The sequence below is a fragment of the Ruegeria sp. genome (assembly GCF_965221235.1).
Classification (GTDB): Bacteria; Pseudomonadota; Alphaproteobacteria; order Rhodobacterales; family Rhodobacteraceae; genus Ruegeria.
In genome coordinates this window covers 1,224,633-1,250,274 of the sequence record NZ_CBDCRS010000004.1, presented here as the reverse complement: position 1 = coordinate 1,250,274, position 25,642 = coordinate 1,224,633, and the positions used below count along the sequence as shown (strand labels likewise).

Below are 25,642 nucleotides of genomic sequence, written 5' to 3'. Positions count from 1 at the left end.
GCTGAATTTATGGCAAAACTCTACCGTATCCTGACCGAGGAAGACACAGCTGCCTTCTGCCACAAAGTCTCGGACGCGCTGGCCAAAGGGTGGGAGCTTTATGGCTCCCCCTCATACGCTTATGACGAGAACAGCCGCATGATGCGCTGCGCACAGGCCGTAACCAAAGAGGTCGAGGTCGATTATTCCCCCGACATGAAACTGGGACAGCAGTAATGGCAAAAACCAATCCGGGTCGCTTTTTCGAGGATTATTCCATCGGGCAGGTGCTGCACCACGCAGTGCCCCGCACCGTAACGGATGGAGAGCGCGCGCTATACCACGCGCTCTATCCCGCGCGTCATGCGCTTTATTCTTCGGATGAGTTCGCCCGGAATTGTGGCCTGCCGCAAAGCCCGATTGACGATCTGGCCGCATTTCACGTGGTGTTCGGCAAGACTGTCCCGGATATCTCTCTGAACGCGGTGGCCAATCTGGGTTATGCCGAGGGACGCTGGCTCAAGCCGGTCTATTCTGGTGACACGCTGCGCTCAGAGTCCGAGGTGATCGGGCTGAAGCAGAACTCGAACGGTAAGACCGGTGTGGTCTATGTCCGAACCCGAGGGCTGAACCAGCGCGATGAGGTTGTGCTGGAATATGTCCGCTGGGTGATGGTGCGCAAATCCAACCTCGACGCCCCTGCACCTGAGGCGGTGGTGCCTGATCTTAAAAAGGCTCTGGCGCCGGGTGATCTGGTGGTGCCGCGCGGTCTGAATTTCTCGAACTACGATTTTGCGCTTGCGGGTGAGGCGCATCGCTGGGGTGATTACGAAATCGGTGAGACCATCGACCACGTGGATGGTGTGACCGTGGAAGAGGCCGAGCATATGCTGGCCACCCGCCTTTGGCAGAACACCGCCAAGGTGCATTTCGACCTGACTTTCCGGCCAGAAGGGCGGCTTATCTACGGCGGCCACGTGATCTCGATGGCGCGGGCCTTGTCGTTCAACGGGCTGGCCAATGCGCAAATGATCGTTGGCCTCAACGGTGGCGCCCATGCCAATCCTTGCTTTGCAGGGTTGACGATCAAGGCGTGGTCCGAAGTTTTGGACAAGGCCGAAACCGATGTGCCGGGCGTTGGTGCCATCCGTCTGCGTCTGGTCGCCACCAAAGGAGGCGCGCCATTTGAACTGAAGGGTGAGGATGGCCGCTATAAACCGGATGTACTGCTGGACCTCGACTACTGGGCGCTGATGCCGATCTGAGGACGCACATTCATTTGATCGCCGCCGGCATCATTCATGCTAGGTTACGGTCATGGCCCTGCTTCGTTCACTCGCAGCCTGTGTATTGCTGACCCCGCCCGCAATGGCATGCGATCTGGCGTTGGCCTTGGCTGTGGATGTGTCTGGTTCGGTCGATACAACGGAATACCGGATACAGATGGACGGCCTTGCCGCAGGTCTGCGCGACCCGCTGGTGTCCGAGGCGCTGGTGCGCGGGCAGGCGCAGCTGATGCTGGTGCAATGGACCGGGTCCTCGCGCCAAAAGGTCACAATCCCCTGGACCCGGATCGACAGTTTCGACACGCTGGATCAGTTTGCCGATCAGGTTGCCAATGACCCCAGAGTCTGGCGCAATTTTTCGACCGCGATCGGAGAGGCGCTTGAGATGACAATGGACAGCTTTGACGTTGTGTCGGATTGCAAGCGTCATCTCATTGATATTTCCGGTGATGGGGTCTCGAACGAAGGGGTCGAGCCTGCCGAGCTGCACAAGACGCTGCGCACGCGCGGCGTGACGGTCAATGCCATTGCGATTGAGGAAAGCGAACCCGATCTAACGGCCTATTTCTTTGAAAATGTCATCGTCGGCGAGGGGGCTTTTGTGGTCTCGGCAGCGGGATTTGCCGATTATCCGGAACGGATACGCAAAAAACTGCTGCGCGAAGTTACCCAGCAATCCGCTGCATTGGAACGCTAAGCGCAGATTCGTGATCACAACGCTTTTGCGTTGAAAACGCTAACATTCAAGCATTGAAGGCGTTTTTGTGATCACAGCCCTATTTTGTGTGATCACATAGTCCAAAAATCTGTGAGATTGCGCTGTTTTTACCTAATTTTGCACCCGCAGCACGTGACAGAACGGCAAAAAACGGTAAAACGACGGGTAGCCAACGTAAGAGGAGCCGACATGGCCGATGTCAATCGGGGCAACCGCCCGCTCTCGCCACATATTATGATCTATCGCCCGCAGATGACATCCATGTCTTCGATCATGGTGCGTCTCTCGGGGATTGGCGTATTCGCCGTTTCTATTCTGGTTGTCTGGTGGCTGCTGGCCGCTTCGACCTCGGACATTGTGTTTGCCGGGATCGACGGGTTTCTGCGCAGCTGGTTCGGTGACATCGTTCTGACCGCTGCGGTATGGGGGCTGTGGTATCACACGCTGGGCCGTCTGCGTCACGTCCTGTGGGATTTCGGCTATTGCCTCGATGTCGAGGTCGCCGAGAAACTGGGGCTGGGCATGTTCGTTGGCGCGACCATCCTGACCATCATCACTGTGATTGCGGTTTAAGGGGACGGCACATGCGATATCTGACTGACCGCAAACGCGCGCAGGGTCTGGGCGCAGGTAAATCCGGAACGCAAACGCATTGGCACACAATGGTGCGTGCGATGATCCTGACCGTTCTGGTTCCGGTGTTCATCTTTACCTTCGGCGCAGGCATCGGCGGAACCTACGAGGAGGTTCTGGCCTATTTCAGCCGTCCCTTCCCGGCGATTGTCACGGGCCTGATGCTGGTCGTGGGGCTGCTGCAACTTATGTACGAAGTGCAGGAAGCGATTGAGGATTACGTGCATGGGGTGATGGAGAAAGTCTCGATCGCGGCCGTGTATGCCTTGGGTTACACGCTGATGGGTGCCGGGCTGTTTGCCTTGGTCAAACTCTCCCTGTGATGATGCGCGGTAAGGAATAAGAACAATGACAGCAGCATATGAATATGAAACCCACGAATACGACGTCGTTGTCGTAGGCGCAGGTGGTGCAGGTCTGCGGGCAACTTTGGGCATGGCCGAACAGGGCTTGCGCACAGCTTGTGTTACAAAGGTTTTCCCGACCCGTTCGCATACTGTAGCCGCGCAGGGTGGTATCGCCGCCTCGCTGTCCAACATGGGCCCAGACCACTGGCAGTGGCATATGTATGACACCGTCAAGGGCTCGGACTGGCTGGGCGACACCGACGCGATGGAATACCTCGCGCGTGAAGCTCCCAAGGCCGTCTATGAGCTTGAGCACTATGGTGTGCCGTTCAGCCGGACCGAGGAAGGCAAGATTTATCAGCGTCCTTTTGGTGGCCATACGACCGAATTCGGTGAAGGCCCCGCCGTGCAGCGGACCTGCGCCGCAGCCGACCGGACCGGCCACGCGATCCTGCACACGCTCTATGGTCAGTCGCTGAAGAACAACGCCGAGTTCTACATCGAATACTTCGCCATCGACCTGATCATGTCCGACGACGGGCAGTGTCAAGGGGTTGTCTGCTGGAAGCTGGACGACGGCACGATGCACGTCTTCAATGCCAAGATGGTTGTGCTGGCGACCGGTGGTTACGGCCGGGCCTATTTCAGCGCAACTTCGGCCCATACCTGCACCGGCGACGGCGGCGGTATGGTGGCCCGCGCGGGATTGGCTTTGCAGGATATGGAATTCGTTCAGTTCCACCCGACCGGCATCTACGGTTCGGGCTGCTTGATCACCGAAGGCGCACGTGGTGAAGGAGGTTACCTCACCAACTCGGAAGGCGAGCGGTTCATGGAGCGTTATGCGCCCCAGTACAAGGACCTCGCGCCGCGTGACTATGTTTCGCGCTCGATGACCATGGAAATCCGCGAAGGTCGTGGTCACGGCGAGAATGGCGACCACATTCACCTGAACCTCAGCCACCTGCCTGCCGAAGCACTGGCCGAACGTCTGCCGGGTATCTCGGAGTCGGCACGCGTGTTTGCCGGTGTCGATGTCACCAAGGAACCGATCCCGGTTCTGCCGACCGTGCACTATAACATGGGCGGTATCCCGACCAACTATTGGGGTGAGGTTCTGAACCCCACTACCGACAACCCAACCGCTGTTGTCCCCGGCCTGATGGCTGTGGGTGAGGCCGGCTGTGCCTCGGTCCACGGCGCGAACCGTCTGGGTTCGAACTCGCTGATCGACCTTGTGGTGTTTGGCCGCGCGGCTGCGATCCGCGCCGGTGAGGTTGTAGACGCAAAAGCGCCGAACCCGATTCTGAATCAGGCGTCGGTCGATAAGGCGTTCGATCGCTTCGACGCGGTGCGCAACGCCAGCGGCGCCGTCCCGACCGCCGATCTGCGGCTTGAGATGCAACGGACCATGCAGGAAGACGCCGCCGTGTTCCGGACCTCGAAAACGATGGCGGAAGGTGTTGAGAAGATGACGGCAATCGCCGCCAAGATGGACGACCTTAAAGTCAGCGACCGTTCGCTGGTCTGGAACAGCGACCTGATGGAGTCGCTGGAACTGACCAACCTGATGCCAAGCGCTCTGGCCACCATCGTCGGTGCCGAGGCGCGCAAGGAATCCCGCGGCGCCCACGCGCATGAGGATTTCACCGAGCGTGACGATGAAAACTGGCGGGTCCACACCGTCAGTCGGGTTGAGGGCAACAATGTTGAACTCAGCTATCGCCCGGTCATTGTTGACCCGCTGACCACCGAAGACGAAGGCGGCATCAGCCTCAAGAAAATCGCGCCCAAGGCGCGGACGTTCTAAGGAGAGGAACTTATGGTACAACTGACCCTCCCCAAGAATTCGCGCATCACGACGGGCAAGACCTGGCCCAAGCCGGAAGGCGCGACCAATGTGCGCAAGTTCCAGATTTACCGCTGGAATCCCGATGACGGCCAAAACCCGCGTGTCGACACCTATTTCGTCGATATGGATACCTGCGGCCCGATGGTTCTGGACGCGCTGATCAAGATCAAGAACGAGATCGACCCGACCCTGACTTTCCGCCGTTCGTGCCGGGAAGGCATCTGCGGCTCCTGCGCGATGAATATCGACGGGATCAACACGCTGGCCTGTATCTATGGCATGGATGAGATCAAGGGCGATGTGAAAATCTATCCGCTGCCGCATATGCCGGTGGTCAAGGACCTGATCCCTGATCTGACGCATTTCTACGCTCAGCATGCCTCGATCATGCCGTGGCTGGAAACCAAGACTAACCGCCCCGCAAAAGAGTGGAAGCAGTCCATCGAAGACCGCAAGAAACTGGATGGCCTGTATGAATGCGTGATGTGCGCCAGCTGCTCGACCTCGTGCCCGAGCTACTGGTGGAACGGCGACCGCTACCTCGGCCCCGCCGCGCTGCTGCACGCATACCGCTGGATCATCGACAGCCGGGATGAGGCGACGGGTGAGCGTCTGGACGATCTGGAAGACCCATTCAAACTGTATCGTTGCCACACGATCATGAACTGCGCCAAGACCTGTCCGAAAGGTCTGAATCCGGCCAAGGCGATTGCCGAAATCAAAAAGATGATGGTCGATCGGGCCGTTTGATCACAGTCACCAGAAAAGACAAAACCCGGGATGGAAACATCCCGGGTTTTTTCGTGTTATGCGGGCATTGAGATATCGGAGTACATCAATGATCCAAATACTGGTAAAGGCTTTGCCCTTCGTTGCGGTTATCCTTCTTTCAGCGTGCGGCGGATCGGGTGGCGATCGGGCAGATCTCGTTTTCAAACAGGCGGAATGCGCCAATCAGGCGGGGATTAGTGGCTCATTTACCACTGAATACGTTCTCCAAGATGGTAAGCAGTCCGAGGTTTTTGTTCCCGGTAATGGTGTCAGTGAAGCGCAGGCCGCCAAAGCAAACGCCTGTATGGCAGCGTAACCTACAAAAGCTCAAGGCTGGCAGACACCAGTGCCAGCCTTTATGCATCTTTAGCATATCCAGCTTGCGAAAAGATGTGATGAAACCCCCGGGCCGTCTGACTAGTTTGCCGGTCAGGGAGGAGTGAATAACTTGACCGAGGATCACTCCGATGAGCACACAAAACAACAAAACAAAAGCCGCCGAGGCACTCGAAGCGCTTGAACAGGCTTGGGCCTATTACACACCGGAACCTGCGCCCGTCGCCGAAACCCGAGAGCCTGATCTGTTTGAATACGCCAACGCCGCCTGACGCTTGAATTTGCCGTCAGATTGGGCGATGCCTTGGCATGCCTGTTCTTCTTCTTTTGCTGGCCGCAGGAGTATTTGCCTATTTCTTCTGGCGGTCACGGACCTCATCCCTGACGCGGGATTGCCGCTGGCGGCAGCACCGCAAGGAAGGCTATTGGACTTGTGCCTATTGCGGTGCGCAACACCAAGGAGCCGAGGAACCGACCACGTGTATGAAGGACAAATAGGCGGTCAGGGCGCTGGTCGCGCCCTGCCTCCAATTTACGCAGCGTCTGGAAAGGCGGCTTGAAGGGCAATCTCGACCATGTCGCCAAAGCTGCTTTCACGTTCGGACGAGGGCAGGGCCTCACCGGTCAGCAGGTGATCGGATACGGTTAGAACCGCCAGAGCGCGACAGTTGTGGCGCGCGGCGAGTATGTATAGCTCGGCCGCTTCCATCTCGACCCCCAGAATGCCGTGCCGCACCATCTGTTCGTTCAGATCGGGGCGTTCGTCATAGAAAACATCCGACGAATAAATCCCGCCGACATGGGTCGGGGTACCCTTCGAGGCTGCCGCCTGTGCCGCAGCCTGCAAAAGGCCCCAATCGGCGCAAGGGGCAAAGTTCAGTTCCTTCAGGATGCCGCGCGACGGCGTGCTGAGCGTGGTCGACGTCATCGCCAGAATCACATCGCGAATTTTGACGCTGTCCTGCATGCCGCCGCATGATCCGATGCGGATCAGGGTTTTGGCTCCGAAATCCCGGATCAGCTCATTTGCGTAGATTGACAGCGAGGGCATCCCCATTCCGCTGCCCTGAATTGTGACGGGATTTCCTTTCCAGGTGCCAGTGAATCCCAACATTCCCCGCACGTTATTAACCAATCTGGCATCTTGCAGAAACGTTTCCGCTGCCCATTTCGCGCGATAAGGATCACCCGGCAATAATACCGTTTCCGCAATATCGCCTTTTTCAGCACCGATATGAATTGTCATTTCAATACCAATCCTGTCAGATTTCCAATTCCGAAATATCTGCTCCGGATTTCAGAGCATCATGAACCCATTGTGGCTTGCGCCCACGTCCGGACCATGTCTGCTCGGGAACAGCAGGGTTCCGATATTTCGCTTTAGATTTTGCTGGCTTAGCCGATGCGGGCCCGTCAGCCGACAACTCCGACAAGGAAAACCCGAACTCTGCTGCTGCCTTTTCTGCCGCTTTCAACGCTTCTTTCCGTTCGCGTTTTTCCGCCGATTTCAGAGCTTTTTCCACCTGGTCGCGTAATTCCAGCAATTCCTTGCGCGACATTTTTTCGAGGCTTACCGCCATCTGTATTCTCCAATCCCAAAACCGCCCCTTATGGGCGCGAGGGCAACCGTAATTCCAAAGCAAATGAATATCTATCCCTTTCGGTAAAGGGATAGATAGCACGCGTAGATTTAAATGAGATTTTTATTCAGCGGCGAGGTTTTTCGGATCAACCAATGTCACGATATCGCCCATGATCGCGTTCAGCTCAAAATTCTTGGGCGTATAGATTTTGGCAACACCCATAGCTTTGAGTTTTGCGGCATCGTCATCGGGAATGATGCCGCCAACCACCACGGGAACGTTGTCCAGACCGGCCTTGCGCAGGCGGGCCATGACGTCCTCGACCAACGGTATGTGGCTACCGGACAGAATCGACAGTCCGATCACATGGGCCTTGTCCTCAATCGCGGCGGCGACGATTTCCTCGGGGGTCAGGCGGATACCCTCATAACTGATATCCATACCGCAATCCCGGGCGCGGAAGGCGATCTGCTCGGCTCCGTTGGAATGTCCGTCCAGGCCCGGCTTGCCGACAAGGAATTTCAGGCGGCGGCCCAGCTTGTCGCTGACCGCGTCGACGGCGGCGCGCAGGTCGTCCAGCCCTTCGGTCTTGTTTGACACTGAACCGGACACGCCGGTCGGGCCGCGATACGTGCCGAAAGCTTTGCGCATTTCTTCGGCCCATTCGCCAGTGGTGACGCCAGCCTTGGCGGCGGCAATGGACGGTTCCATCACATTGGCACCTGATTTTGCCGCATCGCGCAATGCGTTCAGGGCCGCTGTCACGGCGGCATCATCCCGCTCGGACCGCCAGTCGTTCAGCCGGTTGATCTGCTCTTGCTCAACCGCCGGGTCGACAACCATGATGCCGCCATCTTCGGTTTGCAGGGGCGAGGGCTCACCTTCGGTCCATTTGTTCACGCCGACCACAACGGTTTCGTTCCGTTCGATCCGGTTCAGACGCTCGGCATTAGAATCCACAAGCCGGGACTTCATGTATTCGATCGAGGCAACCGCGCCGCCCATCGACTCGAGATTGGCCAACTCGGCGCGCGCGCCTTCTTTCAATTCTTCGACCTTGGCGTCCACTGCCGGGTTGCCGTCAAACAGATCGCCATATTCCAGCAGGTCGGTCTCATAGGCCAGAATCTGCTGCATCCGCATTGACCATTGCTGATCCCACGGGCGCGGCAGCCCAAGCGCTTCGTTCCACGCAGGCAATTGCACCGCACGGGCGCGCGCCTTTTTCGAAAGGGTCACAGCCAGCATCTCAATCAGAATGCGATAGACGTTGTTTTCAGGCTGCTGCTCGGTCAATCCCAATGAGTTCACCTGAACGCCATAGCGGAATCGACGGAACTTCGGGTTCTCGACCCCATAGCGTTGTTGCAGGATTTCATCCCAAAGGTCGACGAAGGCGCGCATCTTGCACATCTCGGTGACAAAGCGGATGCCGGCATTCACAAAGAATGAAATCCGACCGCAAAGCGCTGGGAAGTCTTCGGCGGGAACACGCGGGCGCAGCTCATCCAGCACGGCGATGGCGGTCGCCAGCGCATAGGCCAGCTCCTGCTCCGGAGTCGCTCCGGCCTCCTGCAGGTGATAGGAACACACGTTCATCGGGTTCCATTTCGGCACGTTGGTATAACAATACTCGGCCACATCTGCGATCATCTTGAGCGACGGTTTCGGCGGGCAGACATAGGTGCCACGGCTCAGATATTCCTTGATCAGGTCGTTCTGAACCGTGCCTTGCAATTTCGAGACATCCGCACCCTGTTCTTCGGCCACCGCAATATACAGCGCCAGCAACCATGGGGCTGTGGCGTTGATCGTCATTGAGGTGTTCATCTGTTCCAGCGGGATCTGGTCGAACAGAACCCGCATGTCGCCCAGATGGCTGATCGGCACGCCGACTTTGCCAACCTCGCCACGCGCAAGCGTGTGGTCGCTGTCATATCCGGTCTGAGTCGGCAGGTCGAAAGCCACCGACAACCCCGTCTGCCCCTTGGCCAGATTGCCGCGATACAGCGCGTTTGATGCCTTGGCGGTGGAGTGACCGGCATAGGTTCGGATGAGCCAGGGGCGATCTTTCTGCGTCTGCGACATTTCTGGGCCTCGTGCGTCGGGTGGGTAAGAAAATTACACTCAATGGCTACAAAGCGCAATTTTCGGGATATGTCAATTCGCTGCGTCGCGGCATATGAGGTCTTCAGATTGTAGGACGTTACGTTTGATGGCAGGGTGCGCGCATGACTCAGACCGTGGAACTTCCGCTTTGGCTGTTTTTGCTGATCCTGGTGTTTGCCGTGGTCACGTTGGCCTCGCATTTTCTGTTTCCTTCGGTGCGTTGGTTCTTCCGTCGTCGTCTGGAACGCGCGGTCAAACGGCTGAACACCCGGCTGCAACGGCCGATCCAGCCATTCAAGCTGGCGCGGCGTCACGACATGATTCAACGGCTGATCTACGACCCGCAGGTTGGTCAAGCTGTGCAGGCCCACGCACAGGAAACCGGCGTGCCTGAGGCCGTGGCGTTCGAGCAGGCCCAACGCTATGCGCGCGAGATTGTGCCGTCGTTTTCGGCTGTGGCCTATTTCAGCATCGCCATTCGCCTGACCCGAATGCTGAGCAATGCGTTTTACAATGTAAGGCTCAGTTACAGAGACGAGGACGCGATCAAGGACATTGACCCCGAGGCCACGGTTGTTTTCGTCATGAATCACCGCAGCAATATGGACTATGTTCTGGTCACTTATCTTGCGGCCCAACAATCAGCCCTGTCTTACGCGGTGGGGGAATGGGCGCGGGTTTGGCCGCTCAGCCGTCTGATCCGGGCAATGGGCGCGTATTTTATCCGCCGCAAATCGGGCAGTGAGCTCTATCGGCAGGTGCTGGCCTGCTACGTGCGCCACGCGACCGAAGCCGGAGTGACGCAGGCCATGTTTCCCGAAGGCGGTCTGAGCCTGACTGGGGCCTTGGGGCGACCAAAGCTGGGTCTGATTAAGTATATCATTGACGCCACCGGGCCTGAGGGGCGCGATGTGGTCTTCGTTCCGGTCGCACTGAATTATGACCGCGTGCTAGAGGACACGATTCTGACCCGCGCCGCACTGGGCAACCAGCGACGGTTTCGCGCCAGAATCGGCGTGATCACCTGGTGGATTCTGAAACAGATCGGACGACGCTTGGTTGGACGGTATCAGCGCTTTGGTGTCGCTTCGGTGCGATACGGGTTGCCGATATCGTTGCAGGCGTTCAGCGCCGATCATCCGGATAATCTCATGACAGACCTAGCTCGTGATTTGATGAAGGGCATTGGGGACGCAATTCCGCTGGTGCCGGGTCCTGCTGCGTGTTGGCTCGTTCGTGAAAAAGGGCAAATGCTGGAAACAGACGCGATCAATCAGATCAGGCAGATGCTGAGCGATGGTGGAGTGTCCGATGCGCTGGCCGACTCAGATATTCAGGATGCGATCCAGCAATTGATTGATCGGCGCATTTTAAAGCGGGACGGGGGCGTATTATCCCCGTCCGGTCAGCGAACGGATCTGTTCAACTACTACGCAGCTTCGGCTCCGCTAGGTGAAAATAAAGCGATTTCTGCGACTGCGAAAGAAATTTCTGCGTCCGCTGGGTCATAAAATTACAAAATAGGCCCGAAATGGGTTGCAATGTTACCAGATGGGCAATACTCATCGGGTAAAGCCGACGATTCTGCATCGCGGCAATCAGTTATGAACAAGGGAGGCCAACATGGCTCTGGATACCGACAGCGGCATTGCGTCCTACGAAGCACCGGAAAAAGATCTGTATGAGATGGGTGAAATCCCGCCGATGGGGTATGTACCCAAGCAGATGTATGCGTGGGCAATCCGGAAAGAACGTCACGGAGAGCCGGACACCGCCATGCAGTTGGAAGTGGTCGACGTGCCTAAGCTGGACAGCAACGAAGTGCTGGTTCTGGTGATGGCAGCGGGTGTGAACTACAACGGCGTTTGGGCGTCTCTGGGCAAGCCGATCAGCCCGTTCGATGGCCACGGACAGCCGTTCCACATCGCCGGGTCTGATGCGTCGGGCATCGTTTGGGCCGTGGGCGACAAGGTCAAACGCTGGAAAGTAGGCGACGAGGTTGTAATCCATTGCAACCAGGATGATGGCGACGACGAATTCTGCAATGGCGGCGACCCGATGTATTCGCCCAGCCAGCGGATCTGGGGCTATGAGACGCCGGACGGCTCGTTTGCGCAGTTCACCAATGTTCAGGCTCAGCAGCTCATGCCGCGTCCCAAGCACCTGACCTGGGAAGAAAGCGCGTGCTACACGCTGACGCTGGCCACCGCCTACCGGATGTTGTTCGGCCACGAGCCGCATGACCTGAAGCCGGGCCAGAACGTTCTGGTCTGGGGTGCCTCGGGCGGTTTGGGCTCTTACGCGATCCAGCTGATCAACACCGCAGGCGCAAACGCGATCGGTGTGATCTCGGACGAAAGCAAGCGCGATTTCGTCATGGGGCTGGGCGCCAAGGGCGTGATCAACCGCAAGGACTTTAACTGCTGGGGTCAGTTGCCCACTGTGAACACGCCGGAATATGCCGAGTGGTTCAAAGAGGCCCGCAAGTTCGGAAAAGCCATTTGGGACATCACCGGTAAAGGTGTGAATGTCGACATGGTGTTCGAACACCCGGGCGAAAGCACCTTCCCGGTTTCGACCTTCGTTGTGAAAAAGGGTGGTATGGTCGTGATCTGCGCCGGTACCACCGGCTATAACCTGACCTTCGACGTCCGTTATATGTGGATGCACCAGAAACGCCTGCAAGGCTCGCACTTTGCGCATCTGAAACAGGCCGCCGCCGCAAACCAGTTGATGGTCGAACGCCGTCTGGACCCCTGCATGTCCGAGGTGTTCTCGTGGAGCGACCTGCCCGAGGCGCATATGAAGATGATGCGCAACGAACATAAGCCGGGCAACATGTCGGTTCTGGTTCAGGCCCCGCGCACGGGAATGCGGACCCTGGAAGAGGTTTTAGACGCTCGTAGTTGAGCAGCACAAAAAAAATTATTGGCACCCGCGAGTCGTTCCAACGGCGCGCGGGTGTCACTTTTTTGGGTCATAGGTCTAATCTTTTCAGCCATTTAAGCTCCCAGGACCCGCTATTTTTGGGGAGTAGAAACCAGCGAATAGTCTGAAAAATACTATGCATGTTATGGTTGTGTTAACCCTTCGTTAACCGTTTCGGAGAGACCCTGATGGCGCAAAATGAGTGGATACTGGACGTATTGTCGGACCTCAACGCCTTCGCTGTTGAGAACGGTTTGATCGCGCTGGCCGAGCAGTTGGATGACACCAAGCTGATCGCCGCCGCCGAGATCGCGTCCATGAAGGCTGGGGTACGGACGCCTGCGGATGGGAACAAAACTCGATATGAGCCAGGTCCTGGAGGACTTGGAAAACACCAACACGCTTGATGAACTGGGCGGCGTTGCCGTCCGGTTGCGAGACAGGCTGCAAGTCGAACATCTGATATACCATTGGGTTGACGGGGCCGGGGATCAATACGGCTATACGACCTATCCCGATGCCTGGGCCGAGCGATATCAGGAAAAAAACTACCACCGTATCGACCCGGTTATCCTGGGCTGTTTTCAACGGTTCCATCCGGTCAACTGGAAGACACTGGACTGGTCGGGCAAAGCGGCCAAGGCCTTCCACAAGGATGCCAAAACCCATGGTGTCGGTAATCAGGGATATTCTATTCCGATCCGTGGCCCAGCCGGACAGTTCGCGCTGTTTACGGTCAATCATTCCTGCGACGACAAAACCTGGGAACAGTTCATCGAAACGCATGGCCGGGAGTTGATCCTGATTGCGCATTACTTCAACCGTAAAGCGCTGGAGTTTGAGCGTGATCGTCAGCCTGACTCGCCGCGCAGCCTGTCGCCGCGCGAAGTCGATGCGATGACCTTGCTGGCGCTGGGCCAAAGCCGGGCGCAGGTGGCGCATTCACTTTCGATTTCCGAGCATACGTTGCGCGTCTATATCGAAAGCGCCCGCGCCAAGCTTGGGGCGCAGAATACCACCCATGCCATCGCCACGGCACTCAGCCGAGGATTAATAGTGGTTTAAGAGGCGCGCGCAGCTCAAACGAGAAATTAACCATGACTTTGTACCCCCTTCGTTCCTGCACAGGACGACAAGGGGAAAAAAGTCATGTTGCGTTATTTGTATGCGGACGAGCTGCACAAGTTTCCAGACCTCGCCGATGGCATGTTTCGGGACCGCGCAGACCAGTTCAAAACCCGGCTGGGTTGGGATGTCCATGTCAACGAAAAAGGGGAAGAGCGGGATCAATATGACGATCTAAACCCTCTCTATGTAATTTGGGAGGAGGAGGACGGCAGCCACGGCGGCTCGATGCGCGTGCTGCCGACCACGGGGCCGGTGATGGTGAACGAAGTGTTCGGCCACCTGAACCCGGGTGAACCGATCTGCAGCCCTCTGATTTGGGAGGTCACACGGTTCTGCCTGTCCCGCACCGCCAGCCCGCACACGGCCGGGGCGATCATGCTCAGCGGGGGCGAGATGATGGAGGGCTTTGGTCTGACCCATATCGCGGGTGTGTTTGATGCGCGGATGATTCGGATCTACCGGTTGATCGGGTCGTCGCCGACTGTGCTGGGGTCCGAAGGGAAAGGGCGCGATCAGATTTCGGTTGGGCTGTGGCCTTATTCTGCGGATGACTGCAACCGCGTGGCCGAGCGTGCGGGCATCCCGCGCGAGCTTTCGCGACTGTGGTTCAAGACCGCATTCGGCACCGGGCGACAGCACCGATTTGCCCTGTCGGCCTGATGGGGCGAAAAGGCAAATCCCTCTCTGGTGATAGCCGGCGCGGCCCTGTAGGGTCGCGCCATGTCTATGCCCCCCGTGACCTTCTCTGACGATCAGGCCGCCGCCTTTGACAACATTTCTGAGATGTTGAAATCGGCCGGAGTGGATCTGGATGACGACGCCTTGCTCAAGCTGCCGGGGACTGGGAAGTCCGGAGTGATGGCGGTGATCGGCAAGGCGGGATCGGGAAAAACCCTTTTGCTGGCCGAGCTTTACAAGGCACTGGCCGAGACCGGTGTTCAGATCGTCTCGGGTGATTTTGAAAGCCGCAAGGCGCGCGACAAGCGCAGTCTGGCGATTCTTGCCCCCACCAACAAGGCCGCCAGCGTGCTGCGCCTTCGCGGCGTACCTGCGACGACCATTCACCGTATCCTGTACACTCCGGTCTATGACCCGGAATATGAACGCATCGCGGAATGGCTGGCGGGCAATGACGAACGGCCCGAGATCGAAGGCTTGACCGATGAGGCGCTGGACCGCGCGGCAGCGTTTTATGAGAACAATAAATCCATACCGGGTGCTCTGGCTGCTGCCGGATTGCGCGGATCCGACTTCATCACCGGCTGGAAACGCCGGGATGAGCCTTTGGATATCGGGTTTGTGGACGAAGCTTCGATGCTAGACGACCGGCAGTTCGAGGACCTGCAAGAGATTTTCCCAACCTTGTTGCTGTTCGGCGACCCGGCCCAGCTGGCCCCGGTGAACCAGTCGGGCAGCATGGTGTTTGAGGCTCTGCCGGAACCGCGCAAGCAGATTCTGCACCGCGTCCACCGGCAGGATGCGGATAACCCAATTCTGGACCTCGCGCATGCTCTGGCGGACCCTCAGATGGGGTTTGAGGATTTCGAACGTCTGGTCGAACAGACCGCCCGCCGGGACGACCGTGTGGTCTGGGGGCAGCGGGTCGAGGTCGACCTGATGGCGCGCAGCCCGGTTCTGGTCTGGCGCAATGCGACGCGCATTCGTCTGATCCAGGCGTTCCGGCATGTTCACGGCGCACCGGACACCGAATTGCTGGAAGGCGAGCCGCTGATCTGTGACGGCATCGAACTGCCGCTGAAACACCGGAAGAAACGACTGGATCTTGAGGCGCGCGGGCTGATCAAGGGTGCGCAGGTCATCTATCTGGGGCCGGGGCGCAAACCGGGGTTTTCGCGCCTGCATGTTATGGGGGCCGAGGACCCGCAGGTCAGCGCTGCATCCATCGTCAAGATCGAGATGCCGGACGAGGAAGAACCCTTCATCCCCTATGCCGCGCGCATGGGGGCGACCTTTCTGCACGGTGCGGCTGTGACAATCCATAAGGCGCAGGGGTCGCAATGGGACACAGTGCAGGTCTTTGCGCCCGACATCTATGCCGCTGCCCGTATGGGCCGGACCGAGGCGGGGCAACCCTTGTGGAAACGGCTGGCCTATGTGGCCATTACCCGCGCGCAGGAGCGGTTGATCTGGGTGGTTCGCAACCGTCTGGCCAAGCCAACCCATCCGCTACGCGTGGATGATCTGCGCGCTGTCCCGGCCGCGTCGCTGACATTGGAGGCCGAAGAGACATGACATCCATTATTGTAACCGGTGCAAGCTCGGGCATCGGGCGTGCCACCGCCGAACTGTTTCTGGCCGAGGGCTGGACGGTCGGCCTGTTGGCTCGCCGCGGAGACGTGTTGCAGCAGATGGCATCAGACCACGCGAATGCTATCCCGCTGATTGCGGATGTGACGGATGCCAAAGCAGTCCAGGCTGCTTTTGAAAGCTTTCAGAACACAGCCGGGCGTCTGGATGTGCTGTTCAACAATGCCGGGATCTTCGCGCCCGGTGGCACGATTGACGAGATTGAGTTGGAAGACTGGTACCAGAGCGTCAATGTGAACCTGAACGGCATGTTCCTGTGCGCGCGTGAGGCGTTTCGCATCATGCGTTATCAGTCGCCGCAGGGTGGGCGTATCATCAACAACGGCTCGATCGCGGCGCATGTGCCGCGTTCGAACTCGGTGCATTATTCGGCAACGAAACACGCCATCACAGGACTGACCCGCAGTCTGTCATTGGATGGCCGTGGCTTTGGGATTGCCTGTGGTCAGATCGACATCGGAAACGCACGCACGCAGATGGTGCAGGGTTTGGTCGACGCCGCGGTCGAAGCAGGTCAGCAACCTGACCCGACCATGGCCGTCGAAGACGCTGCGCGTTCGGTCTTGCATATGGCCACGTTGCCGCCCGAGGCGAATGTCCAGTTCATGACCGTGATGGCCACGACAATGCCCTATATCGGACGCGGATAAGCGTCAGTTCTCGCGCAACAGCCGGAATGCAGTCGACGCGCCCCACCCAGCGGCAATAGCGATGACCAGGGACATCAGCCCGTACCAAACCGGCTGTTCGCGGGACATGTTGTAGAGGAACCTCTCCAGCCCGACTTTGCGCACGTCGATGACGGTTTCGTATTGTGAAATGACCTCCCCCCCGCGCGTCAGGAAGATACGGGCGGCATAGTTGCCCTCGGTCAGGTCGGCGGGCATCGCGATCTGAGTGCGGAACAACGTCTGCTCATCTACCGCAACGGTGTTTTCGCGGATGGAATAGAGATCTTCGCTTTCGCGAATGCGGACCACCGCGTCGGCAAATTCCTGAGCGCCGCGGATGTGCATAGCAGCCCCGACCGAGCGGATGGCCCGTTCGATGGAGATACGGTAACGCAGGTCTTCGGTGTCGGTCAGAATGTCGTCCAGCGGACCGCTGGTGGCAACGGCATAAAAGCTGGGCGCAAGATCGACCAGCACACTGTCGGTGTTGACCCAAATGCCCAGCTTACGCTCTTTGCGCCGAACCGTTACCGGGCTGGAGGGGCCGGCCACGGCCACAATCACCTCAAGCGGAGGGCCGGGCGGGATCGGAGTTTCCCGTTTCACCGCACCAAAGATCAGTATTTCCGAGCCATCGAACGTTGCGGTAATCGCAACGCGGTCCTGGCTGAGCCCCAGTACCACCTGCTCTTCTGTGGCGAGGGCAGGCGTGCAGCACAAAATCAACAGGGCAATCAGGCGTTTCAGCATGATCAGTGCCCTCCGTCGCTGCCGAGAGAGAACAGCTCGGACGGCTCAATAAGCAGATCCAGCGCCAGTTTGCCGCAAACCACCAGAACCAGCGCGGCCAGCAGCACCCGCAACTGTTCGGCGGGCATCCGCGCTCCGATAACGGTTCCGATCTGCGCACCCACGACGCCGCCGATCAGCAACAGGACCGCCAGAACGATGTCGACCGTATAGTTGGTGGTCGCATGCAGCATCGTGGTGAATCCAGTCACGAAAATGATCTGAAACAACGAGGTGCCAACCACGACCTTTGTTGGCATCCCCAGCAGGTAGATCATCGCCGGCACCATGATAAAGCCGCCGCCGACACCCATGATCGCAGACAGAACGCCGACACACAGCCCCACCATAATCGGCGGGATGACCGAGATATAAAGGCCCGAAGTGCGAAAGCGCATCTTGAACGGCAGGGAATGCACCCAACCGCGCTGCCGCCGTTTCGGCGGGGCTGCCGTGCCTTTCTTGGACTTGCGCAACGCCCGCAGGCTCTCGATGAACATGAGGCTGCCGACGACGCCAAGGAACACAACGTAGCACAGCGTCACCAGCAGATCGACCTGACCGAGACTTTTGAGGTAGTTGAAGACTACGACCCCAAGCGCGGCCCCCGTCAGCCCCCCGACCAAAAGCACGGTTCCCATCCTGAAATCGACGGTCTTTCGTCGGAAATGCGCCAGCACGCCCGAGAATGACGAGGCGACGATCTGATTGGCCTCGGTGGCGACGGCGACGGCGGGCGGGATGCCAATGAAGAACAGCAGCGGCGTCATCAGAAAACCGCCACCCACGCCGAACATACCTGACAGGACGCCGACCATTCCGCCCAGCCCCAGCAACAGGAAGGCATTGACAGAGACTTCGGCAATAGGAAGGTAAATCTGCATAGTGGATTACCAATTGTAGTCAGACGACCCGCACGGGGTTATCCGACCGGGCTGAACAGAGAAAAAGACATTGAAGGCGGTGTGTTCCTCTAAGACCGGCACCCGCACAGGGCAAAGTTCGATCTGTTTTATCATCGGGAACACTCGCATACCCCTTTAGAACGGTTGCGGCATGCAAAATCAACTCTGCATGCCGCTCTGCAGCGATCAGGACTGATCTGTGTTCGAAACTGGACTTATCAGCGTTCTTTCACATAGGGTTCGCCGCCTGCGCGTGGCGGGATGGCTTTGCCCACGAAACCGGCCAGAATGACGACGGTCAGGATATAAGGCAGGGCGTCCATCACCTGCACCGGGATAACCACGCCGCCCAGATCAATGTTCTGGAACCGCAACGCAATCGCCTGCAGCAGACCGAACAACAGACAGGCCCACATCGCGTGCCATGGCCGCCATTTCGCAAAGATCAGCGCGGCCAGTGCGATAAAGCCGCGCCCCGCGGTCATTTCCTTGACGAACCCGGCTTGCAGCGCGGTGGCCAGATAGGCCCCCGCGATACCGCAGAGTACGCCGCAGATGGCGACAGCGGCGAAACGCAGGCCGACAACTGATACACCGGCAGTGTCCACCGCTGCCGGGTTTTCGCCGACCGCGCGCAGGCGCAGGCCGAACCGGGTGCGGTATAGGACCCACCATGTCAGCGGCACCATCAGAAAGGCGACGTAGACGAGGATCGAGTGCCCTGACAGCAATTCGGAGTAGATCGGTCCAATGAATGGAACACCGCTCAGCGCTTCGGCAAAGGGGAAGTTGATCGGTTCGAACCGTCCGCCGCCGAACAGCGACGGGGTGCGCCCGCCTTGTTGGAACCAGCTTTGGGCGATCAGCACAGTCAGGCCCGAGGCCAGAAAGTTGATTGCAACACCCGAGATCAGCTGATTGCCGCGGAAGGTGATCGAGGCCACGCCGTGCAGTGCGGACAAGACCAGTGACGCTCCGATCCCTGCCAGCAGGCCCAGCCAGACGGAACCTGTCACCGCCGCAATAGCAGCCGAGAAGAAGGCTGCGATCAGCATCTTGCCTTCCAGACCAATGTCAAAAATGCCCGCACGCTCGGAATAAAGCCCGGCCAGACACGCCAGCAGCAGCGGCGTTGCCAGACGGATGGTCGAATCGAGGACCTGAATAAGGGTAACGAAAAACTCCATCACTCGGCCCCCTTCTTCCGCAGACTCAGGAACAACTTCTCAAGCGGCATGCGAACCATGTTGTCCAGTGCTCCGGTGAACAGGATCACCAGCGCCTGGATGACTACGATCAATTCGCGTGGGATCGACGTCCAAAGCGCCAGTTCCGCGCCGCCTTGATAGAGGAACCCGAACAGAAGCGCCGCGAGGAATACGCCGAACGGGTGCGACCGCCCCATCAGCGCAACAGCGATACCGATAAAGCCCGCGCCTTCGGTCGAGTTCAGAACCAGCCGTTCCGCCTCACCCATCACGTTATTGATCGCCATCATTCCCGCCAGCGCGCCCGAGATCAGCATCGCGACGATGGTGATCCGCACGGGAGAAATCCCGGCATAGACGGCGCCGGTTTCCGAATGGCCATAAGCGCGGATTTCGTATCCGAGCCGCGTGCGCCAGATCAGCGCCCAGACCACGACGCAAGCCAGAAGGGCCACGAAGAACGAGATATTCGCAGGAGCGCCTCGGAACACCACGTTTTCGGCGGTCGAGAACATCGACTGGAAGGTCGGCAGATGCACTGCTTCGGGGAACCGCGCGGTGGCCGGGTCTTGTGAGCCTTGTGGTCGCATCACGTTGACCAACATGTAGTTCAGGAAGGCCGCGGCGATAAAGTTGAACATGATCGTGGTGATCACGATGTGGCTGCCGCGTTTGGCTTGCAGATAAGCCGGGACAGCCGCCCATGCCGCGCCGAACAAGGCGGCTGCGATGGCGGCGGCCAGCAGGGCAATGCTCCAATGCGGCCAAGGGATGTAGAGGCAGACCATGGCAACGCCAAGCCCGCCCAGCATCGCCTGACCCTCACCGCCGATATTGAACAGCCGCGCGTGGAACGCCACGGCCACGGCCAGCCCGGTGAACATGAAGTTGGTCGCGTAGTATAGCGTGTAGCCCCAGCCATAGGTCGACCCCAGCGCGCCGGTGACCATCAGGTTCACCGCCTCAACCGGGTTCTCACCAATGGCCAGAATGACCAGTGCTGAAAGGATTGCGGCCAGCAGAAGGCTGATCACCGGGATCAGCACCACATCGGCCCATTTGGGCATTTTATCCATCTTACGCGGCCTCTCCCGCAACACCGGCCATCAGTAGGCCTAGTTCTTTTTCATCTGTCTCATGCGGCAGGCGCTCGCCCATGATATGTCCGTCAAACATCACCGCAATCCGGTCGGAGAGTGAGAAGATCTCTTCCAGCTCGACCGAAACCAAAAGGATTGCCTTGCCTTGATCGCGCAGGGCGACGATCTGTTTGTGAATGAATTCGATCGCGCCGATATCAACGCCGCGAGTCGGCTGACCGACCAGCAGCAGATCGGGATTGCGCTCAATCTCGCGCGCAACGACGATTTTCTGCTGGTTCCCGCCCGAGAAGCTTTTCGCCGTCAGCCAGCCATTGGGGGGGCGCACATCGAACTTCTCGATCTTGGCCTCGGTATCGGCGCGCAGGGCGGCGTTGTCCATGAAGATGCCGCGCTTGTAGGCCGGGTCGCGGTGATAACCGAAGGCCACGTTCTCCCACGCGTGGAAGTCCATGATCAGACCTTCGCGCTGACGGTCCTCGGGCACGTGGGCTATGTGCTGCGCGCGCCGGGCCTGACCGTCTGATCCATGGCCGCTCAGGGGCAAGGCTTGGCCGTTCAGTTTGATCGAACCCTGACCGGGGCGCATCCCGCCCAGAACCTCAAGCAGCTCCGATTGGCCGTTCCCTGCAACACCCGCGATTCCGACGATCTCACCAGCGCGGACGGTCAGGTCGATGCCTTTGACCCGCTCGACACCCGCGCTGTCAAACACCTGAAGGTTTTCGACCTCAAGAATGGGTTTGCCGGGTTTTGCGGGCACTTTGTCGACCTGCAACAGAACCTTGCGGCCCACCATCAGCTCAGCCAGTTCTTCGGGGCTGGTTTCGGACGTCTTCACCGTCGCGGTCATCTGCCCGCGCCGCATGACCGAGACCGTGTCGGTGTTCTCCATGATCTCGCGTAGCTTGTGCGTGATCACGATGATCGTCTTCCCCTCGGCCCGCAGCCGGTCGAGGATGCGGAACAGCTGATCAGCCTCAGACGGAGTCAGAACCCCGGTGGGTTCGTCCAGGATCAGGATTTCGGCCTTGCGGTACAAAGCTTTCAAAATTTCGACCCGTTGCTGCATCCCCACGCCAATCTCGTCGATGCGTTTGTCAGGGTCCACGAACAGCTCATATTCTTCTTCCAGCGCTTTCAGTTCCTTGCGCGCCTTGGCAAGCGAAGGGGCCAGCATCCCACCATCCTCGGCGCCCAAGACGATGTTTTCCAGAACGGTGAAATTCTCGACCAGTTTGAAATGCTGGAACACCATCCCGATACCGGCGGCAATCGCGGCCTGACTGTCGGGGATGTCTGTCTTGGTGCCGTTGATCCAGATCTCGCCTTTGTCGGCTTTGTAAAACCCGTAGAGAATGCTCATCAGCGTGGATTTGCCCGCACCGTTTTCACCGATGATCCCGTGGATCGTGCCGGGGGCGACGCTGATTGAGATGTCTTTGTTGGCCTGAACCGGCCCAAAGGCTTTGGAAATCCCTTTGAGCTCAATGGCGGGGACTGTCATGTCTTGTCCTCAATTGCCGAAAGGGCCGCGCGGACAGCGCAGCGAAATGGAGGCAGGGCGGAGGTCAAACCCCCGCCCCGCGTGATATCAGAACTGCAGTGCCGGGCAGCTGTCGTTCTCGTAATAGCTGGTCACGGTCACGTTGCCGTCGATGATGTCCTGACGCGCCTTGTCGACCGCGCCTTTCATCTCATCCGACACCAGCGGCGCGTTGTTTTCATCCAGCGCATAGCCCACGCCTTCTTCGGCCAGACCCATGGCAAAGACGCCGGTTTCAAGGTTTTCACCTGCGCTCATCGCCTCATAAACGGCGACGTCCACGCGTTTCAGCATCGAGGTCAGAACCTTGCCCGGATGCAGGTGGTTCTGGTTGCTGTCCACGCCGATTGACAGGATGTCTTCGTCGGCTGCGGTTTGCAGAACACCAACACCGGTGCCGCCTGCGGCCGCATAGATCACGTCAGCGCCCTGACTGATCTGCGCCTTGGTCAGCTCCGAGCCCTTCACCGGGTCGTTCCAGGCTGCCGGGGTGGTGCCAGTCATGTTGGCGACAATCTGGATGTCCGGATTCACAGCCTTTGCACCTTGCGCATAGCCGCAGCCAAAGTGGCGGATCAGCGGGATATCCATGCCGCCAATGAAGCCAACGGTGCCGGACTCGGATGCCATAGCGGCCATCATGCCGACCAGATACGAGCCTTCATGCTCGGCAAAGCTGACCTGACGGATATTTGGTGCGTCCAGCCAGTTCACGTCGATTGCGACGAATTTTGTGTCGGGGTAGTCCCCTGCTACCGCCGACAGCGGATCGGCCATTGCGAAACCCACGGTGATGATCGGGTTGGCACCGGCCTCGGCGAAACGGCGCAGGGCCTGCTCGCGCTGGGCCTCGGATTGCAGTTCGATCTCACGATACGAGCCGCCGGTCTCATCCGCCCAACGGGCCGCGCCGTTATGGGCCGCTTCGTTGAACGATTTGTCGAACTTACCACCCAGGTCAAAGATCAGGGCCGGCTCGGCCAAAGCCGCACCCGCAGTCAGCGCGACGGCGGCGGCAGCGCCCATCAAGGATTTCATCAGGGTCATTTCATACTCCCGTTTTGTTATTGTCGGTCGGGGCCAAGATAGCCCCGTTTACCCACTGTGAGCGAGCATAACTGTTGTGATGGCGGGAATTAAGGGCGTTTGCAACCGGTCCGGTCAACTGATTTTTGACCGGATGGTAGAAAAAAATCAGGCTGATCTGTCAGAACAGATCGTGTGCCATGACGATGGCGTCAATTTTCTCAGCGTTTTCGCGCAGATAGTAGCCTTTGCGCCGACCGCAGGTGGCATAGCCGCAGCGCTTATACAGAGCAATGGCGGGATGATTGTCTGCCGCAACGTCCAGTAGGGCGCGGGTTGCGCCTAATTTTTTGGCCATTGCCTGCCAGTCCTGCATGGATTGCAGGGCCAGACCCTGGCGTTGATGGCTGGGATGGGTCGCGATTGTCAGCAATTCCGCCTCATCCGCTATGACCTGAAACAGGGCAAAAGATTTAGCGTTGCCAATGACATGTGTGAACCGATTGGCCAGAAGATCGGCAAACTCGGTTGCCGTCCAGGGGCGCGATTGGGTGAAAGCCGCCGCGTGGGTATTGGCCAGATCCTGCGGGGTCATCCGTCCAACAAAACGGGCGGAGTGTCCTTGGACGGGGCCGCATCGGCTGGTCGCACGTATAGCGGGGCCGGTGCCTCGGTCCCGCTGGACCATCGTTGAGCGGCAAGACGGGCAATGGCCCGGACCTGCAAATCCGGGTCATCGTTCAGGATCAAAGGCCCGAGTGATTCTGCTTGCTCAATCGCCATCAGAGCAGGGTCCTGATCTGGCAGGGCAACATAGACCTGCTCGCGCGGTGCGCGGATGGCGGGCAACCCTTCTCCGATCTCGGCCACAGCGTCGAATCCCGAGACGCCCACAGCCGGTATCCCAAGTCCCAGAGCCAACCCGCGTGCGGCAGACACGGAAATGCGAATGCCGGTAAAGTTTCCCGGCCCACTGCCGACACCAATGGCGGTGAGGTCGCGCCAGGTGCAGTCGGCTTCGGTCAAGACCTCTTCCAGTAACGGCATCAGTCGCTCGGCCTGACCGCGCGACATCGGTTCGACGCGCGATACGATGATAGAGTCACCCCGCAACAAAGCGGCCGCGCAATGCGCGGCCGACGTGTCAAAAGCCAGAATGATCGGGTCAGACGGCAACGGGGCGAACCTCGGTTACTTCGGGGATGTAATGGCGCAGCAGGTTCTCGATGCCCATTTTCAGCGTCAGGGTCGAGGACGGGCAGCCCGCGCAAGCCCCCTGCATATGCAGGTAGACAACGCCGCGGTCAAAGCCGTGGAAGGTGATATCGCCGCCATCTTGCGCCACCGCAGGACGCACGCGACTGTCCAGCAGGTCTTTGATCTGGTTGACGATTTCCGCGTCTTCACCGGTATGCTCGGCATGGCCCGACGCGGTGGTGGCATCTGCACCCATCACCGGTTGCCCAGATTGGTAATGCTCCATCACAGCGCCCAGAATGGCGGGTTTGATGTGATCCCATTGGACGTCATCCGCTTTGGTCACGGTCACAAAGTCATTGCCGAAGAACACGCCCGTGACCCCGCACACCGCGAAAATCCGCTTGGCCAGAGGCGATTTCTCACCTGCTTCCGCCGTTGGGAAGTCTGCAGTGCCGGCCTCCAGCACGGTTTGACCGGGCAGGAATTTCAGCGTTGCAGGGTTCGGCGTGGATTCGGTTTGGATGAACATGGCACGGCTCCGTATCAGTTGTTCCTGATATGCGGGTCCAGGCCGGGGAAGTCAAGATTTGGAACCGTTCTAAATTTCAGCCGCCAGTTGCATCGCTTCATCCAGGCGATCATCGCCCCAAAAAAGCTCATCCCCGACCAGAAAACTAGGCGCGCCGAAAATGCCCTTGGCCAGGGCGGTTTTGGTCTGCTCGATCAATGCCGCTTTGATCTCAGGTTCCCGCGTGCGGGCCAAGGTTTCAGCGGGCAGGCTGGCCTGCGACAGGCAATCGACAAGAACTGCATCGTCCGAGATGTTTCGGCCATCGGCAAACTCGGCGGCATAGACAGCCCGGACAAAGGCGGCCCGTTGGGGATGTGAGTCGATTGTCAGCACAAGCCGCGCGGCCTTCAGGCCGTTTTGCGGAAATGGATCAGGCCGTGCAAACGGCAGACCGCGCCGGGTGGACAACCTCTCCATGTCGCGCCACATATAGCGCCCTTTGGCGGGGTAGATGTTAAACGGCGAGTTGTCCCAGCCCTGAGCGGCAAAGATCGGCCCCAGCAGGAAAGGGTGCCATTCAACAGCAACTCCGTGCCGGGCCGCCAAATCCTCGATCCGCATGGCGCTGAGATAGGAATAGGTCGACGCGAACTCGAACCAGAACTGGATGCTGCGCGTCATGGCCAGA

29 protein-coding genes are annotated in these 25,642 nt (G+C 58.8%); 16 read left to right on the top strand and 13 right to left on the bottom strand.

The window, feature by feature from the left end:
- The first annotated feature begins 9 nt into the window (after positions 1–9).
- From ACOQOY_RS09315 to ACOQOY_RS09275, 9 genes are all read left to right on the top strand, one after another.
- Entirely contained in the window at positions 10–216 is a 207-nt protein-coding gene (locus tag ACOQOY_RS09315) for a DUF1737 domain-containing protein (RefSeq protein ID WP_420585165.1), read from the top strand.
- Entirely contained in the window at positions 216–1,244 is a 1,029-nt protein-coding gene (locus tag ACOQOY_RS09310; RefSeq protein WP_420585164.1) for a MaoC family dehydratase, read from the top strand. Before ACOQOY_RS09315 ends, ACOQOY_RS09310 begins: the two co-directional genes overlap by 1 nt.
- 52 nt (positions 1,245–1,296) lie before the next feature.
- On the top strand, positions 1,297–1,962 hold the full coding sequence (locus ACOQOY_RS09305; RefSeq protein ID WP_420585163.1) for a DUF1194 domain-containing protein: 666 nt from the start codon (positions 1,297–1,299) through the stop codon (positions 1,960–1,962).
- 210 nt (positions 1,963–2,172) lie between these two features.
- On the top strand, positions 2,173–2,556 hold the full coding sequence (gene sdhC / locus ACOQOY_RS09300) for a succinate dehydrogenase, cytochrome b556 subunit (protein ID WP_420585162.1): 384 nt from the start codon (positions 2,173–2,175) through the stop codon (positions 2,554–2,556).
- Positions 2,557–2,567: 11 nt separating this feature from the next.
- Entirely contained in the window at positions 2,568–2,939 is a 372-nt protein-coding gene (locus tag ACOQOY_RS09295) for a succinate dehydrogenase, hydrophobic membrane anchor protein (RefSeq protein WP_420585161.1), read from the top strand.
- 25 nt (positions 2,940–2,964) lie between these two features.
- Positions 2,965–4,773, top strand: coding sequence for a succinate dehydrogenase flavoprotein subunit (sdhA, locus tag ACOQOY_RS09290; RefSeq protein ID WP_420585160.1), 1,809 nt, complete (start codon positions 2,965–2,967; stop codon positions 4,771–4,773).
- A 12-nt stretch (positions 4,774–4,785) separates the two neighbouring features.
- Positions 4,786–5,565, top strand: a complete 780-nt coding sequence (locus ACOQOY_RS09285) for a succinate dehydrogenase iron-sulfur subunit (protein ID WP_420585159.1) — start codon at positions 4,786–4,788, stop codon at positions 5,563–5,565.
- A gap of 88 nt (positions 5,566–5,653) precedes the next feature.
- Positions 5,654–5,902 (top strand): hypothetical protein, encoded by a 249-nt coding sequence (locus tag ACOQOY_RS09280; RefSeq protein ID WP_420585158.1) that lies wholly within the window; start codon positions 5,654–5,656, stop codon positions 5,900–5,902.
- Between the two features lie 151 nt (positions 5,903–6,053).
- Complete coding sequence (locus ACOQOY_RS09275) at positions 6,054–6,194, top strand: hypothetical protein (RefSeq protein WP_420585157.1); 141 nt, start codon at positions 6,054–6,056, stop codon at positions 6,192–6,194.
- 260 nt (positions 6,195–6,454) lie between these two features.
- On the opposite strand, the gene deoD is transcribed toward ACOQOY_RS09275, so the two are convergent.
- The 3 genes from deoD to ACOQOY_RS09260 all read right to left on the bottom strand — a co-directional run bounded on the left by deoD (position 6,455) and on the right by ACOQOY_RS09260 (position 9,593).
- On the bottom strand, positions 6,455–7,168 hold the full coding sequence (gene deoD, locus ACOQOY_RS09270; protein WP_420585156.1) for a purine-nucleoside phosphorylase: 714 nt from the start codon (positions 7,166–7,168) through the stop codon (positions 6,455–6,457).
- A gap of 16 nt (positions 7,169–7,184) precedes the next feature.
- Positions 7,185–7,502: an H-NS family nucleoid-associated regulatory protein gene (locus tag ACOQOY_RS09265; RefSeq protein ID WP_420585155.1), complete on the bottom strand. Its 318-nt coding sequence runs from the start codon at positions 7,500–7,502 to the stop codon at positions 7,185–7,187.
- A 123-nt stretch (positions 7,503–7,625) separates the two neighbouring features.
- Positions 7,626–9,593, bottom strand: a complete 1,968-nt coding sequence (locus tag ACOQOY_RS09260) for a methylmalonyl-CoA mutase family protein (protein WP_420585154.1) — start codon at positions 9,591–9,593, stop codon at positions 7,626–7,628.
- Positions 9,594–9,736: 143 nt separating this feature from the next.
- Here ACOQOY_RS09260 and ACOQOY_RS09255 point away from each other — a divergent pair, with 143 nt between their 5' ends.
- The 7 genes from ACOQOY_RS09255 (at position 9,737) to ACOQOY_RS09225 (ending at position 16,648) form a co-directional block, all read left to right on the top strand.
- Complete coding sequence (locus ACOQOY_RS09255; protein WP_420585153.1) at positions 9,737–11,125, top strand: 1-acyl-sn-glycerol-3-phosphate acyltransferase; 1,389 nt, start codon at positions 9,737–9,739, stop codon at positions 11,123–11,125.
- 112 nt (positions 11,126–11,237) lie between these two features.
- Entirely contained in the window at positions 11,238–12,524 is a 1,287-nt protein-coding gene (ccrA, locus tag ACOQOY_RS09250) for a crotonyl-CoA carboxylase/reductase (protein WP_420585152.1), read from the top strand.
- A 206-nt stretch (positions 12,525–12,730) separates the two neighbouring features.
- Entirely contained in the window at positions 12,731–12,949 is a 219-nt protein-coding gene (locus ACOQOY_RS09245) for a hypothetical protein (RefSeq protein ID WP_420585151.1), read from the top strand.
- Positions 12,888–13,607 (top strand): helix-turn-helix transcriptional regulator, encoded by a 720-nt coding sequence (locus tag ACOQOY_RS09240; RefSeq protein ID WP_420585150.1) that lies wholly within the window; start codon positions 12,888–12,890, stop codon positions 13,605–13,607. Before ACOQOY_RS09245 ends, ACOQOY_RS09240 begins: the two co-directional genes overlap by 62 nt.
- A gap of 84 nt (positions 13,608–13,691) precedes the next feature.
- A complete protein-coding gene (locus ACOQOY_RS09235; RefSeq protein WP_420585149.1) occupies positions 13,692–14,330 on the top strand; it encodes an acyl-homoserine-lactone synthase in 639 nt (212 codons plus the stop codon).
- A gap of 60 nt (positions 14,331–14,390) precedes the next feature.
- Positions 14,391–15,923 (top strand): ATP-dependent DNA helicase, encoded by a 1,533-nt coding sequence (locus tag ACOQOY_RS09230; RefSeq protein WP_420585148.1) that lies wholly within the window; start codon positions 14,391–14,393, stop codon positions 15,921–15,923.
- Complete coding sequence (locus ACOQOY_RS09225) at positions 15,920–16,648, top strand: SDR family oxidoreductase (protein WP_420585147.1); 729 nt, start codon at positions 15,920–15,922, stop codon at positions 16,646–16,648. Before ACOQOY_RS09230 ends, ACOQOY_RS09225 begins: the two co-directional genes overlap by 4 nt.
- A 3-nt stretch (positions 16,649–16,651) precedes the next feature.
- Here ACOQOY_RS09225 and ACOQOY_RS09220 read toward each other — a convergent pair whose 3' ends face one another.
- The 10 genes from ACOQOY_RS09220 to ACOQOY_RS09175 form a co-directional block, all read right to left on the bottom strand.
- Complete coding sequence (locus ACOQOY_RS09220) at positions 16,652–17,419, bottom strand: TIGR02186 family protein (RefSeq protein WP_420585146.1); 768 nt, start codon at positions 17,417–17,419, stop codon at positions 16,652–16,654.
- 2 nt (positions 17,420–17,421) lie between these two features.
- Positions 17,422–18,342 carry a sulfite exporter TauE/SafE family protein gene (locus tag ACOQOY_RS09215; protein WP_420585145.1) on the bottom strand — a complete coding sequence of 307 codons (921 nt, stop codon included), beginning with the start codon at positions 18,340–18,342 and terminating at the stop codon, positions 17,422–17,424.
- Positions 18,343–18,581: 239 nt separating this feature from the next.
- Positions 18,582–19,550, bottom strand: coding sequence for an ABC transporter permease (locus ACOQOY_RS09210; RefSeq protein WP_420585144.1), 969 nt, complete (start codon positions 19,548–19,550; stop codon positions 18,582–18,584).
- A complete protein-coding gene (locus tag ACOQOY_RS09205) occupies positions 19,550–20,647 on the bottom strand; it encodes an ABC transporter permease (RefSeq protein WP_420585143.1) in 1,098 nt (365 codons plus the stop codon). Before ACOQOY_RS09205 ends, ACOQOY_RS09210 begins: the two co-directional genes overlap by 1 nt.
- 1 nt (position 20,648) lies before the next feature.
- Positions 20,649–22,178 carry an ABC transporter ATP-binding protein gene (locus ACOQOY_RS09200; RefSeq protein ID WP_420585142.1) on the bottom strand — a complete coding sequence of 510 codons (1,530 nt, stop codon included), beginning with the start codon at positions 22,176–22,178 and terminating at the stop codon, positions 20,649–20,651.
- An 87-nt stretch (positions 22,179–22,265) separates the two neighbouring features.
- The gene (locus ACOQOY_RS09195) at positions 22,266–23,264 is read right to left on the bottom strand and encodes a BMP family lipoprotein (RefSeq protein WP_420585141.1); all 999 of its coding nucleotides are present in this window, start codon (positions 23,262–23,264) and stop codon (positions 22,266–22,268) included.
- A gap of 160 nt (positions 23,265–23,424) precedes the next feature.
- Positions 23,425–23,838, bottom strand: a complete 414-nt coding sequence (locus ACOQOY_RS09190) for a GNAT family N-acetyltransferase (RefSeq protein WP_420585140.1) — start codon at positions 23,836–23,838, stop codon at positions 23,425–23,427.
- Positions 23,835–24,419, bottom strand: coding sequence for a tRNA (adenosine(37)-N6)-threonylcarbamoyltransferase complex dimerization subunit type 1 TsaB (gene tsaB, locus ACOQOY_RS09185; protein WP_420585139.1), 585 nt, complete (start codon positions 24,417–24,419; stop codon positions 23,835–23,837). The genes ACOQOY_RS09190 and tsaB overlap by 4 nt, the downstream gene beginning before the upstream one ends.
- On the bottom strand, positions 24,409–24,972 hold the full coding sequence (locus ACOQOY_RS09180) for a NifU family protein (protein ID WP_420585138.1): 564 nt from the start codon (positions 24,970–24,972) through the stop codon (positions 24,409–24,411). Before ACOQOY_RS09180 ends, tsaB begins: the two co-directional genes overlap by 11 nt.
- 69 nt (positions 24,973–25,041) lie before the next feature.
- A complete protein-coding gene (locus ACOQOY_RS09175) occupies positions 25,042–25,635 on the bottom strand; it encodes a 2-hydroxychromene-2-carboxylate isomerase (RefSeq protein WP_420585137.1) in 594 nt (197 codons plus the stop codon).
- Between the last annotated feature and the right edge of the window lie 7 nt (positions 25,636–25,642).